Origin of the sequence: Lactiplantibacillus fabifermentans DSM 21115, assembly GCF_000498955.2 — a bacterium.
GTDB lineage: Bacteria > Bacillota > Bacilli > Lactobacillales > Lactobacillaceae > Lactiplantibacillus > Lactiplantibacillus fabifermentans.
On record NZ_AYGX02000164.1, the window covers coordinates 1 to 12804 of the forward strand.

General features: G+C 46.6%; 12 protein-coding genes. 7 read left to right on the forward strand and 5 right to left on the reverse strand.

What is annotated here, in order from left to right; all coding sequences use genetic code 11:
- Nucleotides 1-245: 245 nt before the first annotated feature.
- Nucleotides 246-452 (reverse strand): hypothetical protein, encoded by a 207-nt coding sequence (locus tag DY78_RS13910; protein WP_024624806.1) that lies wholly within the window; start codon nt 450-452, stop codon nt 246-248.
- A 53-nt stretch (nt 453-505) separates the two neighbouring features.
- Nucleotides 506-949 (reverse strand): GNAT family N-acetyltransferase, encoded by a 444-nt coding sequence (locus tag DY78_RS13915; protein WP_420805690.1) that lies wholly within the window; start codon nt 947-949, stop codon nt 506-508.
- 358 nt (nt 950-1307) lie between these two features.
- Between DY78_RS13915 and DY78_RS13920 the strand changes: the two genes are divergently transcribed.
- Together DY78_RS13920 and DY78_RS13925 are read left to right on the forward strand one after the other, a co-directional pair.
- Nucleotides 1308-3464 carry an LTA synthase family protein gene (locus tag DY78_RS13920; RefSeq protein ID WP_033614269.1) on the forward strand — a complete coding sequence of 719 codons (2157 nt, stop codon included), beginning with the start codon at nt 1308-1310 and terminating at the stop codon, nt 3462-3464.
- Between the two features lie 422 nt (nt 3465-3886).
- Nucleotides 3887-5680: a glycerophosphoryl diester phosphodiesterase membrane domain-containing protein gene (locus DY78_RS13925; RefSeq protein WP_024624802.1), complete on the forward strand. Its 1794-nt coding sequence runs from the start codon at nt 3887-3889 to the stop codon at nt 5678-5680.
- A gap of 906 nt (nt 5681-6586) precedes the next feature.
- Here the strand turns inward: DY78_RS13925 and DY78_RS13930 are convergent.
- Complete coding sequence (locus tag DY78_RS13930) at nt 6587-7519, reverse strand: ABC transporter substrate-binding protein (protein WP_051385224.1); 933 nt, start codon at nt 7517-7519, stop codon at nt 6587-6589.
- 112 nt (nt 7520-7631) lie between these two features.
- Here DY78_RS13930 and DY78_RS13935 point away from each other — a divergent pair, with 112 nt between their 5' ends.
- Genes DY78_RS13935 through DY78_RS13945 form a run of 4 tightly spaced genes read left to right on the forward strand, consistent with a single transcriptional unit; the run spans nt 7632 to nt 10440 of the window.
- The gene (locus DY78_RS13935; RefSeq protein ID WP_029778980.1) at nt 7632-8432 is read left to right on the forward strand and encodes an ABC transporter ATP-binding protein; all 801 of its coding nucleotides are present in this window, start codon (nt 7632-7634) and stop codon (nt 8430-8432) included.
- Complete coding sequence (locus DY78_RS13940; RefSeq protein WP_024624799.1) at nt 8429-9427, forward strand: FecCD family ABC transporter permease; 999 nt, start codon at nt 8429-8431, stop codon at nt 9425-9427. Before DY78_RS13935 ends, DY78_RS13940 begins: the two co-directional genes overlap by 4 nt.
- Nucleotides 9417-9764, forward strand: a complete 348-nt coding sequence (locus tag DY78_RS16830; RefSeq protein ID WP_268872508.1) for an iron chelate uptake ABC transporter family permease subunit — start codon at nt 9417-9419, stop codon at nt 9762-9764. The genes DY78_RS13940 and DY78_RS16830 overlap by 11 nt, the downstream gene beginning before the upstream one ends.
- A complete protein-coding gene (locus DY78_RS13945) occupies nt 9739-10440 on the forward strand; it encodes a FecCD family ABC transporter permease (RefSeq protein ID WP_268872509.1) in 702 nt (233 codons plus the stop codon). The genes DY78_RS16830 and DY78_RS13945 overlap by 26 nt, the downstream gene beginning before the upstream one ends.
- A 98-nt stretch (nt 10441-10538) precedes the next feature.
- On the opposite strand, the gene DY78_RS13950 is transcribed toward DY78_RS13945, so the two are convergent.
- On the reverse strand, nt 10539-10796 hold the full coding sequence (locus tag DY78_RS13950; protein WP_024624798.1) for a helix-turn-helix transcriptional regulator: 258 nt from the start codon (nt 10794-10796) through the stop codon (nt 10539-10541).
- A gap of 39 nt (nt 10797-10835) precedes the next feature.
- Nucleotides 10836-11837, reverse strand: coding sequence for an NAD(P)/FAD-dependent oxidoreductase (locus DY78_RS13955; protein ID WP_024624797.1), 1002 nt, complete (start codon nt 11835-11837; stop codon nt 10836-10838).
- A gap of 121 nt (nt 11838-11958) precedes the next feature.
- Between DY78_RS13955 and DY78_RS13960 the strand changes: the two genes are divergently transcribed.
- Nucleotides 11959-12717 (forward strand): alpha/beta hydrolase, encoded by a 759-nt coding sequence (locus tag DY78_RS13960; RefSeq protein WP_024624796.1) that lies wholly within the window; start codon nt 11959-11961, stop codon nt 12715-12717.
- The last annotated feature ends 87 nt before the right edge of the window (nt 12718-12804 follow it).

Genomic DNA, 12804 nt, shown 5'->3' on the forward strand with positions numbered 1-12804 from the left:
AGGTTATGCTGAACAATTTGTCCAAAAATTCGGATTAAATTTGCAATCTACCACAATACTAAAACTAGCTCCGTAAGATTAAATATACTTACGGAGCTAGTTTTAGTATTGTTTCAAAACATAAATATGTTTGTGAGTTCTATTCCTCGTTTTCCCCATCCCGGATAAGACTTGGAAATCCACATTAATAAATCAATCGATTGTGCTACTAATTTCATCATAGTAAATACAGAACGGCATTTCGTTTAATCCGCATCGTCATCATTCAACCAGTCTTGAACGGTTTGGTAATCTTTAAAATCAGTAACCGGAGCATCTTGAGTAATTTCAACTAAATGTCGTTGCACTTTAACCACGCGTATTAATTCGGCTTCGTGTAAGACAACCCCAGTCTGATCTGCCAATTTCAACCTTGAATTATGTTGATTGCTACTCTTTTCTGTTCCGCTCATTACTGCCCTACTTACTGTACCACCGGTATACATCCGATTAGTTCGCTACCAAACTAAAGCGTCATCGCCATCTCCTGATGCGCCAAACCAGCTTCCATAAACTGTTCACCTTGAGGGACGAAGCCTAGTTGCGTGTAAAAACTCTGGGCCGTCACTTGGGCCCCTAAAACGAGTTGCCGGTCACCATGACTGCGGGCATCTACTATCATCTGGCGAATAATTGCTTGGGCATAACCGTGACCGCGGGCCGTTTTTAAGGTGGCGACCCGCTGAATATGCTGTTGGCCGCCGGTTTCGGGCGTCATTCGGGCGGTGGCTACCGCTTGCCCGGCTTCGTCATATAAGACGTAATGCCACGTTGCGGCGGTGACGGTATCCAGCTCCAAAGCGGGATCGATATGTTGTTCCTGAATAAATACCGCCTTACGAATCGCAATCGCATCCGCGTAAACGGCTGACGTCGTTTGATTACTCGTTTTAATCTCCAAGTTCGTCACCATCCTTAATTAATACCCTCGACAATACCCGTTAACTCAAGGTTCGTCAACTAAAGACTGAGACATAACTCGAAAATTAGTGCCTGCTGAAATTTTATTTTTATCATTTTTATTGTCGAAACGTGCGCCAAAAGGCAGTTTGTTCCGCTTAACCCGGAAGCGGCAACCATGCCAAAGCCCGGCATAATTGCCGCTTCCACGTTAATGCTCGCAAACTAACCGCCTTTTGGCACACTCTCGCGAACTTAAGCCATTTTTAAAAATGTTAGCGATTGCCGTTGGCTGGGTTATGTTAAAATGACTTGATGACTGCTTTTTGCGTCATAGTCAAATTTGTCACAAATGAGGTCTTACACACATGCTTACCAAACTCCGCCAACACCTCAATACGCGGATTGGGTTTTTTTGGCTATTAATCTTTTTATTTTGGGCCAAGACCCTCTTTGCGTACTTAGTAGAATTCAACTTAGGGGTTTCTGATATTCTACAAGTGCTGCTAATGATCGTGAATCCATTAGCAACTACGGTGTTTTTATTTAGTTTAGCGCTGTATATTCGCAAAACTGGCTTTTATTACTACATCTTACTGTTGATTGACGCCTTAAACACAGTTTTGTTGTATGCCAATGTAATCTATTATCGCGAATTTACAGACTTTATGACTGTTAGTACGGTAACCGGTTATTCAAAAGTGAATCAGGGGCTGACCGGTTCCTCACTAGCTTTAACGAACTGGTATGATTTCATTTATTGGATTGATATTATTGTGGTTCTGGGGTTCTTTATCTTCCATCGCATCAAACACGATGACCGGCCGCTAAAAAAACGCAAAGCTTTCGCCTACACTTCGGTTGCGATTGCTGGCTTTGCGTTGAACTTAACGTTAGCGGAAAGTAACCGGCCGCAATTATTGACGCGGACTTTTGACCGCAACTATATCGTTAAGTATTTAGGGCTCGATGCGTTTACCGTCTATGATGGGATCAAAGATGAACAGACGAACCATCAACGGGCCAGTGCCAAAAAGTCCGAGTTAGATACCGTTAAGGATTACACGACTTCCCACTATGCGGCGCCGAATGCCAAGATGTATGGTATCGCCAAAGGGAAAAATGTGATCGTCATTCACTTGGAAAGTTTCCAACAATTCTTAATCGACAAAAAGATTAATGGTAAAGAAGTCACGCCGTTTTTAAACAAGCTCTATCACAGTAATTCGACGTATTCGTTCAAGAACTTCTTCCACCAAGTTGGTCAAGGGAAAACCAGTGATGCTGAAAACATGCTCGAAACGAGTACGTATGGCTTATCAACCGGGTCCTTGTTCTCGCAACTCGGTTCGGACAACACGTTCCAAGCAGCACCGGCGATTTTGAATCAACGAGCCAAATACTCATCCGCCGTCTTCCATGGTAACGTCGCTAGTTTCTGGAACCGGAATAACACGTACAAAAACATGGGCTATCAATATTTCTTCGATGCCAGTTACTTTGATACGACCGGCGACAAATCAACTGGGTATGGGTTAAAGGACAAGTTATTGTTCAAAAACTCCGTGCAATACTTGGAACGGTTGCAACAACCGTTTTATGTGAAGTACATTACCGTCACCAACCACTTCCCGTTCACCTTGGATAGTGAAGATACTAACTTCAAGACGACCGACACGAGTGATTCGGCGATTAACGGTTATTTCCAAACGGCGCACTATTTGGACCAATCTGTTAAAGAATTTTACGCTTACTTGAAGAAATCCGGGTTGCTGAAAAATTCAATGATTGTCTTATACGGGGACCATTACGGGTTATCCAACAGTGAAAATACGACTTTAGCGCCAATCTTAGGCAAATCGGCCAAAGACTGGACGGCGTATGACAACGCCCAACTCCAACGCGTGCCATTTATGATCAACATCCCCGGCATTAAATCCGGGAAAGTTGAATCAACGTACGGTGGTGAAATCGACGTCTTACCAACAATTTTGCATTTGTTAGGGATTTCTAGCAAACGCTACATTCAGTTTGGGACTGACTTATTCTCCAAGGACCACGATCAAGTCGTCGCCTTCCGGAATCGGGATTTCGTCACACCGAAGTATACCGTCTTAAATGGCAAGATTTACAGCAATGCCACCGGTGAGAAGCTCGATGCGACGGAAGCCGTCCAAAAAGCGGTCGACGCCGACCAAAAGAAAGTTAATAAAGAATTGAGTTTATCGGACTCGTTAAATTCTAAAAACTTACTGCGCTTCTACACGCCAAAAGATTTCAAGAAAGTCGACGCGTCGAAGTATAACTACGCGGATGGCCTGCAAAAAGAAATCAAGATTCAAGATGCTTTGAAGAAGTCGTCAACGAGTCTCTATTCCGAAAACGGCAACAAATCAACGCAATCGCTCTACAAGACCGATGCGCCTGAAGATGCCCATAAGAAGACTGATTCGACCCGGATTAAGATTACTAACCCGGATGACAACGACAGCAACACCACTACTAGCAGTAGTAGTTCTAAATAGTTTCCTAAAATCCGGTACTCGTTAATCGAGCGCCGGATTTTTAGTGTATGCTTATGGCTAGTTATTTTGAGATTGAATTCGGATGCGGGACCCAAATTCACGATAACGGGGATATGACCAATATTGCCACTCAAACGTTATTAGAATCAAAACAGCGGCGAGTTCAAGCATAGCCCGGGCACTGTCGAGCGCCGTGGCGGCAAAGTTGGCTGGTGAACTTTGCCAGCTAATTTTGCGGGACGTCTTTTAAGACGCGGGCTATCGGCTTAAAAGCGAGGTGTCAGACCGCTCTTTGGCTGACACCGGTCCCCACAGCGTTCGACAGTGCCCGGGCGAAGCGACACCAACACGCGGCTTAGAAATCTTTCAACCTTTACAACTTTAATGCTAAACTATAACTATCTTAATTTAGGGGGCGCAGTATGGGTGCATGGCGTTTTTGGTGGCAAGGCTCGCGCCGGTTTTATCAACACTGGGGCAGTTATGTTGCCTTAATATTTGGCACTAATTTGGGGATCAGTTATTTAGCCATTCCCTTCTTCAACTGGGCATTAGAAATGTTGCTCAAATCCCAAGGCGTAGCATACGTGTCGTATACTAATGCCGGGACTATTTTGATTCAGCATCCCGTGGCAGCCATCGGGATGCTAGCTATTTTACTCGCAATTATTATTTTGGTTTATTGGCAATTTGCTTTCTTATTGCTTGGAATAATGAATATCTTCCGGGGACGTCAACAGACCGTGCGCGGCGTGTTACGCGATACCGTTTCAAGTCTGCATGATACGTCCATTGGTAACTTTTTATTTTTTATTTTATATTTCCTAGTGATTTTGCCATTTGGGAGTTTTATGTTTACCACCCCACTGCTCAACAAAGCCCGTATTCCCGCCTTCATTGTCAGCTACTTGCTCGACAATCCTTGGATGGCACTGGGATTAGGCGTATTCTACGCTGTTGCGGGTTATGTTGGGATTCGCTTGATGAACATGTTACCCCTCATGATTATCGACCACTTACCTTGGCGGACCGCCGTTAGCACGTCTTGGCGGCAAACTCGGGGCCGCTTCTGGCGGTACTTGTGGCACATGTTAGTCATCCTCTTCATGGTCACCATCATGGTCACGGTCTTATACGCTGCCATTTACGCGGCCCAATTAGGTTTTGACAAAACCAACTTTGGGATGGCCGCGGCGACCGTCAATTTATTCTTGATGGAAATCGTCACGGAAGTCATTATTTGCTATACCACGGCTTTGTTCATGATGTTAATTATTGCTTGTTATCGCCAAGATTTATCATTACCCCATGAACGGACATTACGTTTCAACGAACCACCCCGCTTACGCCGATTAACGCGTAGTTCGGTCATCATCGGCTTAGTCCTCGCAAGCGGCTTACTCGTTGGTTTCAATTTAATTTATTTAAACGTTTTAGCGATTACGAAGCCGATTATGATTTCCCATCGGGGCGTCGATAACGGTAATGGCGTGCAAAACACCATTCCGGCATTAATCAAAACGAGCAAGGAACACCCCGATTACGTTGAAATGGATATCCAAGTGACGAAAGACCATCAATTTGTCGTCATGCACGATACCAATTTAAAAGCATTAGCGGGCGTTAATAAAAAGCCATATCAATTAACCTTGAAACAGCTCGAAAAAATTACGGTCCGTGAAAATGGGCATAGCGCAAAGATTCCAAGTTTTTCGACCTATTTGAATGCTGCAATTAAGCACCATCAAAAACTGTTGGTCGAAATCAAAACGAACTCTTACTACACACGCGCGGATACGAAGCGTTTCATCAAATTATATGGCGCTAAAATGTTAGCCAACCACGAACAGATGCATACGCTAAGCTACAAAGTCATGTCGGATTTAAAGCGACTCGATAACAAACAGTATGTCAGCTACATTTTGCCATATAACTTAACGTTCCCCCACACGGACGCCAACGGTTATACGATGGAAGTCACCACGCTCAACGACCAGTTCGTCGACAAAGCTGACCGTTACAACAAGAAGGTCTATGCATGGGACATCGATGACACCGATCAAATGGATCAGATGATGTTCATGGGCGTTGACGGTATCATCACCGACAATCTCAAAGAAATGCAGACCGAAGCTAAAAATAACACCGACCACCCGAGCTACGCCAAGTTACTCTTAACTTTCATGAATGAATTAAGCTTAACCAGCAACGAATAGTGGTCACCAAAACGGACGCCCCTAACAGCGATTAGCTGTTCTGGACGTCCGTTTTTTTTCGTATTTAAATTACCGCTACCAGCTGACCGTAATTCCATCCGCCATGCGGACCGGTCCAAGCCTGAGGACCGGTCTTGAACCTCGCTTTTGAGCCTAAAAAACAAGTCTCAAAAGACGTCCGTGGTGTAAACGGGATACAGGCCAATCCCGTTAACGCCACCTGCACGGCGGATTACATTACGGTCAGCTGGTAGCTAAATTGATGCTTATACCAAATAGTGTGACAACAATTTGAAAGTCACCTATTTCAGACAAAGGACTAATTTAGTTGTCCCTCAGTGATAATAGCAGTTTCCGTGAAAGCATCATCAACATAAATGGTGCGACCACAAAATTGCAGTCACACCATTTTAAATAAATCATCAATTCAGTTGGGCATCAATGATAATGGAAGTCGCCGTGACAGTAGCATTTGTTCGAGCATACACCACCGACATCTTTAAAGGTCCTTTTTCAAAGTCGATTATCGACAGCTATTTTTAATTTGACTAACTGCCATCGAAAATATTCAGCCACCATTTCATAGACTTAATATTGTTTGGAAAGTGGGCTGAAATTAGCAATTGGCCGACCGTAATGGAATCGTCCTGAAAGTGGCGTTAACGGCCGTTTTTTGGCCATTTACACCACGGACGCCTTTTGAGACTTGGGTTTCAGGCTCAAAAGCGAGGTTCAAGACCGCTTCTCAGGCTTGAACCGGTCCCAGGACGATGGAATTACGGTTGGCCAATTGCGGCAATAATCAACTACTTCAAAGTGAGGTTCGAGACCGCTTTTCAGGCTTGAACCGGTCGCCACGGCGGCTGGAATTATCATTGGCGCCGAACGGCAATTTACAGACTAAACTTACTTCGTCATGTCTTTTAAGACCATGTTGATCATTTGCGTGTAGGCGATAGGACCTTTGTACTGCCAGCTGCTGTCATCGCCGTATTGATAGAGGTGGTGATTCTTGACTGCTGGGATTTGTTTCCAGAGCTTGTCCTTGAATAAGGAAGCGCCTTTTTGGCTGTTGACTAAGAAAATGTTATCCGTCTTAATTTTGGCTAACCGTTCCAAGGAAACGGCTGACCAATCCGCCGTTGCACTCTTGGAAACTTGCTTAACTAAAGCGGGCTCTTTCAACTTCAAATCACCGTATAATAACGACCCACTCGCCGACTTATCGCTGACCATGTAGACCGTGTTATTCGTGACCCACAAAACGGTCGCCGATTGATTAGGCGCCTTTTTTTGTAACGTCTTGCGGGCGCTCACTAATTTTTGGTCGTACTTTTTCAAAACCTTTTTCGCCCGGGCCGTCCGATTAACGGCCTTAGCGACGTCTAAAAATTGCGTCCGCCAACTGACGGTCGCACCATTTTTAACCACATATGTTGGCGCGATTTTGTTATATTGCGCATATTTACCATTCGCCACGGCACTGTTGGTCCCCATCAAAATCAAATCGGGTTTGGCCTTGGTGACCGCTTCATACGGCAAGGAATAATCAATCAACTTGACGCCCTTGAGGTCCTTTTTTAAGTACGCTTGGGTGCCGCTGCCATTTTTGACCGACCATTGGACGACTGGTTTGACCCCGACCGCGACTAAATAATCTTCTAAGTAACTCCCGACCACCCGTTTAGGATGCGTCGGCACTTTCACTTGATGACTCATGCTATCCGTCAACGTCCGCGTTTTGCTCGTTGACTTGCTCGCCTGGCTGCACCCACTAACCAGTAAACCGAGACTCAATACTAATCCAACCTTAACTAACTGACGCCATTTCACAACCAATTCCTCCGCTTTCCATTTGAAACTGTTTCTAGTATCAACGAAAGCCCTATCATTTGTCAACAAAGCATATTAGAATAGAACATGCACTCTACATAAGATGGGAAGAAAATCGATGGCAAAATTGATCGACGCTCGCCATATTCAGGTGGGCTATGCACAACATCCAATTATTAATGACTTATCAATCACCATTTCCCGCGGCCAAATCACAACTTTGATTGGCCCTAACGGGAGTGGCAAGTCAACGCTAATTCGCGCCATGGCCAAACTGTTAAAAATTGACCAAGGCGTCTTAACTTTTGATGACCAAAATTTAACGACCCTCAGTCATAAAATGCTCGCCAAAAAACTGGCGGTCCTCCCCCAAACTACGCAGGCTAAACCAGAACTAACCGTCGCCGAACTGGTAACTTTCGGACGCTTACCCTATCGCAAACCGTTAAGTGGCCTAACAGCGCTGGATCGTGAAAAAATTGACTGGGCGTTAACGAAAGCGCACTTGACCACCTTAAAAGATCGGCCATTGACCAACTTATCTGGTGGTCAACGCCAACGCGCTTGGATCGCCATGGCGATTGCGCAAGATACTGATACGATTATTTTAGATGAACCGACGACCTACTTGGATTTACCGCATCAATTAGAAGTAATGCAGTTAATTCAAGAACTCAATCAAAGTGCCGACCGCACCATTATTATGGCACTGCACGATTTGAACCATGCCGCCCGTTTTTCAGATAATCTCATTGCCATCAAAGACGGGGCCTTGGCCGCGAGTGGGACGGTCAATGATGTGATGACGGCGGAAAACTTACGGCGCATCTTCAACATTGATGCCACCCTAATCGCCTATGAAGGACGACCACTCATCTTAACGTATGAAACGGCTACGCCCGCGGAGGATGTGCAATGAAGAAGCAATCATTTACGGTAACCTTGCTAGGCTGTGTGGTCCTGTTAATCGGCTTAATGGCGGCAAGTCTTCGCTGGGGCGCCGACCAAACGAGTTTGCATAACGTGTGGCAAGCTGTGACGGCCGCTAAGACGACTAACTTGGACCAACAAATCGTCCGCACAATTCGGGTGCCTCGGGTCTTAGGCGCCGCGTTGATTGGAACGGCGTTAGCGGGTAGTGGTGCCTTAATGCAGAGCGTGACTAAAAATCCGCTAGCCGACTCCGGCTTACTCGGCATCAATGCCGGTGCCGGCTTCTTATTGACGATCTGTTTAGCGTTTTTCCCGCATTTAACAACCTTACAAACGACCGCCTGGGCGGTTGTGGGCGCCGCCATGAGCGCGGCGTTGATTTTTGCGATTAGTACGATGCAACAAACGCAATTGAATCCCAGTACCCTAGTCTTAGCTGGGATTGCCATCAGTAGCTTATTTACCGCGTTAAGCGAAGGTTTGGCGCTGGTTGGCCAGTTGAAGCAAGACTTAGCGTTCTGGTATTTTAGCGGGATGGGTGCGGTCAGTTGGTCGCAACTTAATCATCTCGGCCCTTGGCTCCTCATTGGTTTAATTGTCGCCTTATGTCTGGCACCCAGTCTCAACATCGCCTACTTATCCGATAACACCGCCCATAGTCTCGGTAAGAGTTTGCCAGTCTTACGGGCACTCGCCCTAGTCACGGTCGTCATCTTATCAGGCGTCAGTGTGGCCTTAGTCGGGACGATTACCTTTGTGGGCCTGCTAGTGCCCCATTTAGCGCGCTTTTTAGTTGGAACCAACTACCGCCGCGTGATGCCAATCACGTTATTACTGGGGGCGAGCTTAACCGTTGCGGCGGACTTAGTGGCGCGGATGGTCAATCCACCACAAGAAACGCCGTTTGGGATTATCATCGCGCTCATCGGGGTGCCATGTTTTATTTATTTGGCACGAAAGGAGCCGCACTATGCAGAATAAACGGCGCTTTTACGGGTGGCTGCTCGGTCTCAGTCTTACCTTAATTATTTTAACAATTGCGAACTTGAATACCGGGACGATGCGGTTGCAACCGACTGCGATCTTCGCCATTTTGACCGGTCACGGAACTTACACCCAAAACTTAGTGCTGCTCAACTTTCGGTTGCCACGCATTGTTTTAGCGATTATTGTTGGCTGGGCGCTAGCGTTATCCGGCAGCGTGTTACAAACGACAACCCAAAATTCACTTGCCGACCCGAGTCTGCTCGGTATCAATACCGGGGCGGGTCTCGCTCGGGGTCATGTTATTGATGTTATTGGCCGGCGACATGAGTAGCATCGCCACCTACGGATTGCCCCTCGTCGCGCTAGCGGGGGCGTTACTCAGTACCCTGCTCGTATTTGCTTGCGCCTATCAACCTGCCACTGGTTGTCCACCTAATCGCTTACTATTGACGGGGATTGCCTTGTCCGGCTGCTTTTCAGCCGTAATGGTCTTGATGACGCTCAAACTCTCACCCGATAATTATCAATTCGTCATGAATTGGTTGGCCGGCAGTATGTGGGGCACGAGTTGGCCGTACATCGCCATGGCGTTACCATGGTTAATTGTCGGTACCCTGGGCATCCTCAGCGAATTACCCGTCCTCAGCGCCTTCACCCTCGGTGATGACGCTGCGCAAGCCTTAGGTGTCTCACTACGACGGCACCGCCTAATCTTAATGGCGCTCGCTGCGATGTTGGCCGGTGTCAGCGTTGCCTTGAGCGGCGCTATCAGCTTTGTGGGCTTAATTACCCCGAACCTGGCACGCCAACTCGTTGGTAGCCATCAACGCTATCAGCTCATCTTGGCCGGCTTACTTGGCAGTAGCTTGTTGCTGGCAGCGGATACGTTGGGCAAATTAATTACGACCACAACTGAATTACCGGTCGGCGTATTAGTAGCGGTAATTGGTGCGCCGTATTTTATTTATGTGCTCGTCAAAAAGCCAACCGGTACTCCCGGCAATTAAGCTGAACATCAATTGAAGCTCAACCATTCAAATAGGCGCCTTAAGCAAGTCATTAACTTAGCTTAAGGCGCCTATTAAAATTACTATTTTCATTCGATTTAGTCGTGCTGGTTGGCGCGATTGCGCTGATCAATATCTTGTTGTAGGTGCCAAAAATGCAACTCACTGACGCCTAACACACCACCCAATTGTTGCGATAATTCCGGGGTAATTGCCAAATGATCGTGCATCAGCGCGTCAACTTGGGCTGGTGACCACGATAACCGCTGAGCGAACTGACTGACCGACAACTGCTGAGGCGTTAAAAACTCAGTCTGTAAAATTTCACTAATGGTTGGTGTTGGTATTGATTGCATCGTGGTACTCCTCTCACGGCTACATTAAAGCCATCAAACCTAGTGGGCGCGCTTTTCAAATAATGTGGTACTGTGCAACGGACTCCGACGTTCTGGATAAAGCTGCATCATTAATTGGTTGACCGCATTCGGTGCCTCCCCAAAGCCACTCGCAATCAAACCGAGCTTTCCAGGATAGACGACCGTGTCCCCAATGGCGGCAATCCCGGGGATATTCGTATTCATTTCGGTATCCACGGTAATCAACCGATGCGCCATGTCGGGGGTCACGTGCCAATTACGGATTACCTTATTATCGGCGATAAACCCATAATTGACCACTAAAGCGTCCACCGCCAAATGTTCAACAGCGTCACCACGGACTTCATTCATCGTTAAATCCAATTGACCATTTTCTAATTCGGCCAATTCTTTAATCAGGAAAGGAGTCTTAATTTTGACTGAAGAAGCCTTCAATAAATCAACGCTATGTTCCATTCCCCGAAATTGGTCGCGGCGGTGCATGATGTACACTTGCTTAGCAACGGGTTCGAGCATCAAGGCCATATCAATCGCGGAATCGCCACCACCGGCAACTAACACGGTTTGGTCTTTGAATTGTTCGACACTCGGAATGTGGTAAAAGAGTTGCCGGTCTTCGAATTGTTCGGCGCCGTCGACGGCCAGTTTGCGGGGTTCAAACGCCCCACTCCCGGTAGCCACGATAATGGCTTTACTCTTCGTCGTCTGCCCATCAACTGTTGTGATCGTAAAGTCACCCATCTCACCAGTCACATCGGTCACGGCACACTTCAACCGAATATCAATTGGAAATTGTTGCATTTGTTGTGCTAACTGTTGTACTAAATCACGCGCACGAATGGCCGGATAACCGGCAATATCGTGAATAATTTTTTCCGGATATAAGGCTTGGACTTGGCCACCAAGTTCCGGTAGACTTTCCAGCAATTGGACGTGGGCATTACGCATGCCGGCATAAAAGGCCGCAAACATTCCCACGGGGCCACCCCCGATAATGGTTAAATCATATTCTGTACTCATCGTTTACCAACTTTCTCAATTAAGCTTTGATGGTCCTAATTTTAGTAGATAACCGGACCGTTTGCAAAAACATTTCCGCGCCAACTCGTTATAATAATATTAATGAGACGGAGGCGTTCAAATGCAACATTCAACTTGGATAAAGATTTTAGCGACGGTGAGCGTCGGCATCGTCGTCGGTAGCGGTGCATTTTGGCAACACCGCTTACGACCATTACAAACGATGACGGTCACCAAAACTGACATCCCCACCGTTTTTGTGGCCGGCGACTATGCCCGGGCTTTTTCCACGAATGGCTTCGTACACCGGCTCAGCCAGGCGCACTTAATGACCAAAGCCCTCGTCGTCAATGTCAGTTATCATGGGCAAGTGCACGTCCAAAAAGTGGCCCCACTAAAAAATAATCCGACGATTCAAGTCATCTTCGCGGATAATCACCATAGTAAACGTCAGGCCCGCCAACTCATCACCGTAATGCGCGTTTTGAAGCAACGCTACCACATCACTCGTTACAACGCGGTCGGCCATTCTTCTGGCGGCAATATTATTTTTGATTACTTAACGATGGCCCCTAAAACCGGCGTTCCACAAATCAACAAGTTTGTGACGATTGCGTCGACTTATCCGCGAGCAAAAACGGCGATTAAGCGCCTGCCCAGCAACTTACCAATTTTAAATATTGCCGGACAAATCTGGTCGACTAGTGGTGACGGCGAAGTCGCCTTAAAGCCGGTCCTCGCATTTAGCACCGCGCTTAAAGCAGCGGGATATGCGCCGGTGACCCACGTCATTCATGGCAGTCCGTTCACGGCTGAACATTCGATGTTGCACATCAATCCAGTCGTTGACCGCCTCATCGTGGAATTTTTGTATGCATAAGGCTGATTCGGTCAACTTCCAAATAAAACATTCTACTAAGTAACCACCTAGAAAGGTGTTAAATTCGGGTCAGTTAAGTAGCCATCT

Coding starts and splice junctions, on each gene's coding strand:
- DY78_RS13910 (WP_024624806.1), bottom strand. CDS start 452: ATGAGCGGAACAGAAAAGAGTAGCAATCAACATAATTCAAGGTTGAAA.
- DY78_RS13920 (WP_033614269.1), top strand. CDS start 1,308: ATGCTTACCAAACTCCGCCAACACCTCAATACGCGGATTGGGTTTTTT.
- DY78_RS13925 (WP_024624802.1), top strand. CDS start 3,887: ATGGGTGCATGGCGTTTTTGGTGGCAAGGCTCGCGCCGGTTTTATCAA.
- DY78_RS13935 (WP_029778980.1), top strand. CDS start 7,632: ATGGCAAAATTGATCGACGCTCGCCATATTCAGGTGGGCTATGCACAA.
- DY78_RS13940 (WP_024624799.1), top strand. CDS start 8,429: ATGAAGAAGCAATCATTTACGGTAACCTTGCTAGGCTGTGTGGTCCTG.
- DY78_RS16830 (WP_268872508.1), top strand. CDS start 9,417: ATGCAGAATAAACGGCGCTTTTACGGGTGGCTGCTCGGTCTCAGTCTT.
- DY78_RS13945 (WP_268872509.1), top strand. CDS start 9,739: ATGTTATTGGCCGGCGACATGAGTAGCATCGCCACCTACGGATTGCCC.
- DY78_RS13950 (WP_024624798.1), bottom strand. CDS start 10,796: ATGCAATCAATACCAACACCAACCATTAGTGAAATTTTACAGACTGAG.
- DY78_RS13955 (WP_024624797.1), bottom strand. CDS start 11,837: ATGAGTACAGAATATGATTTAACCATTATCGGGGGTGGCCCCGTGGGA.
- DY78_RS13960 (WP_024624796.1), top strand. CDS start 11,959: ATGCAACATTCAACTTGGATAAAGATTTTAGCGACGGTGAGCGTCGGC.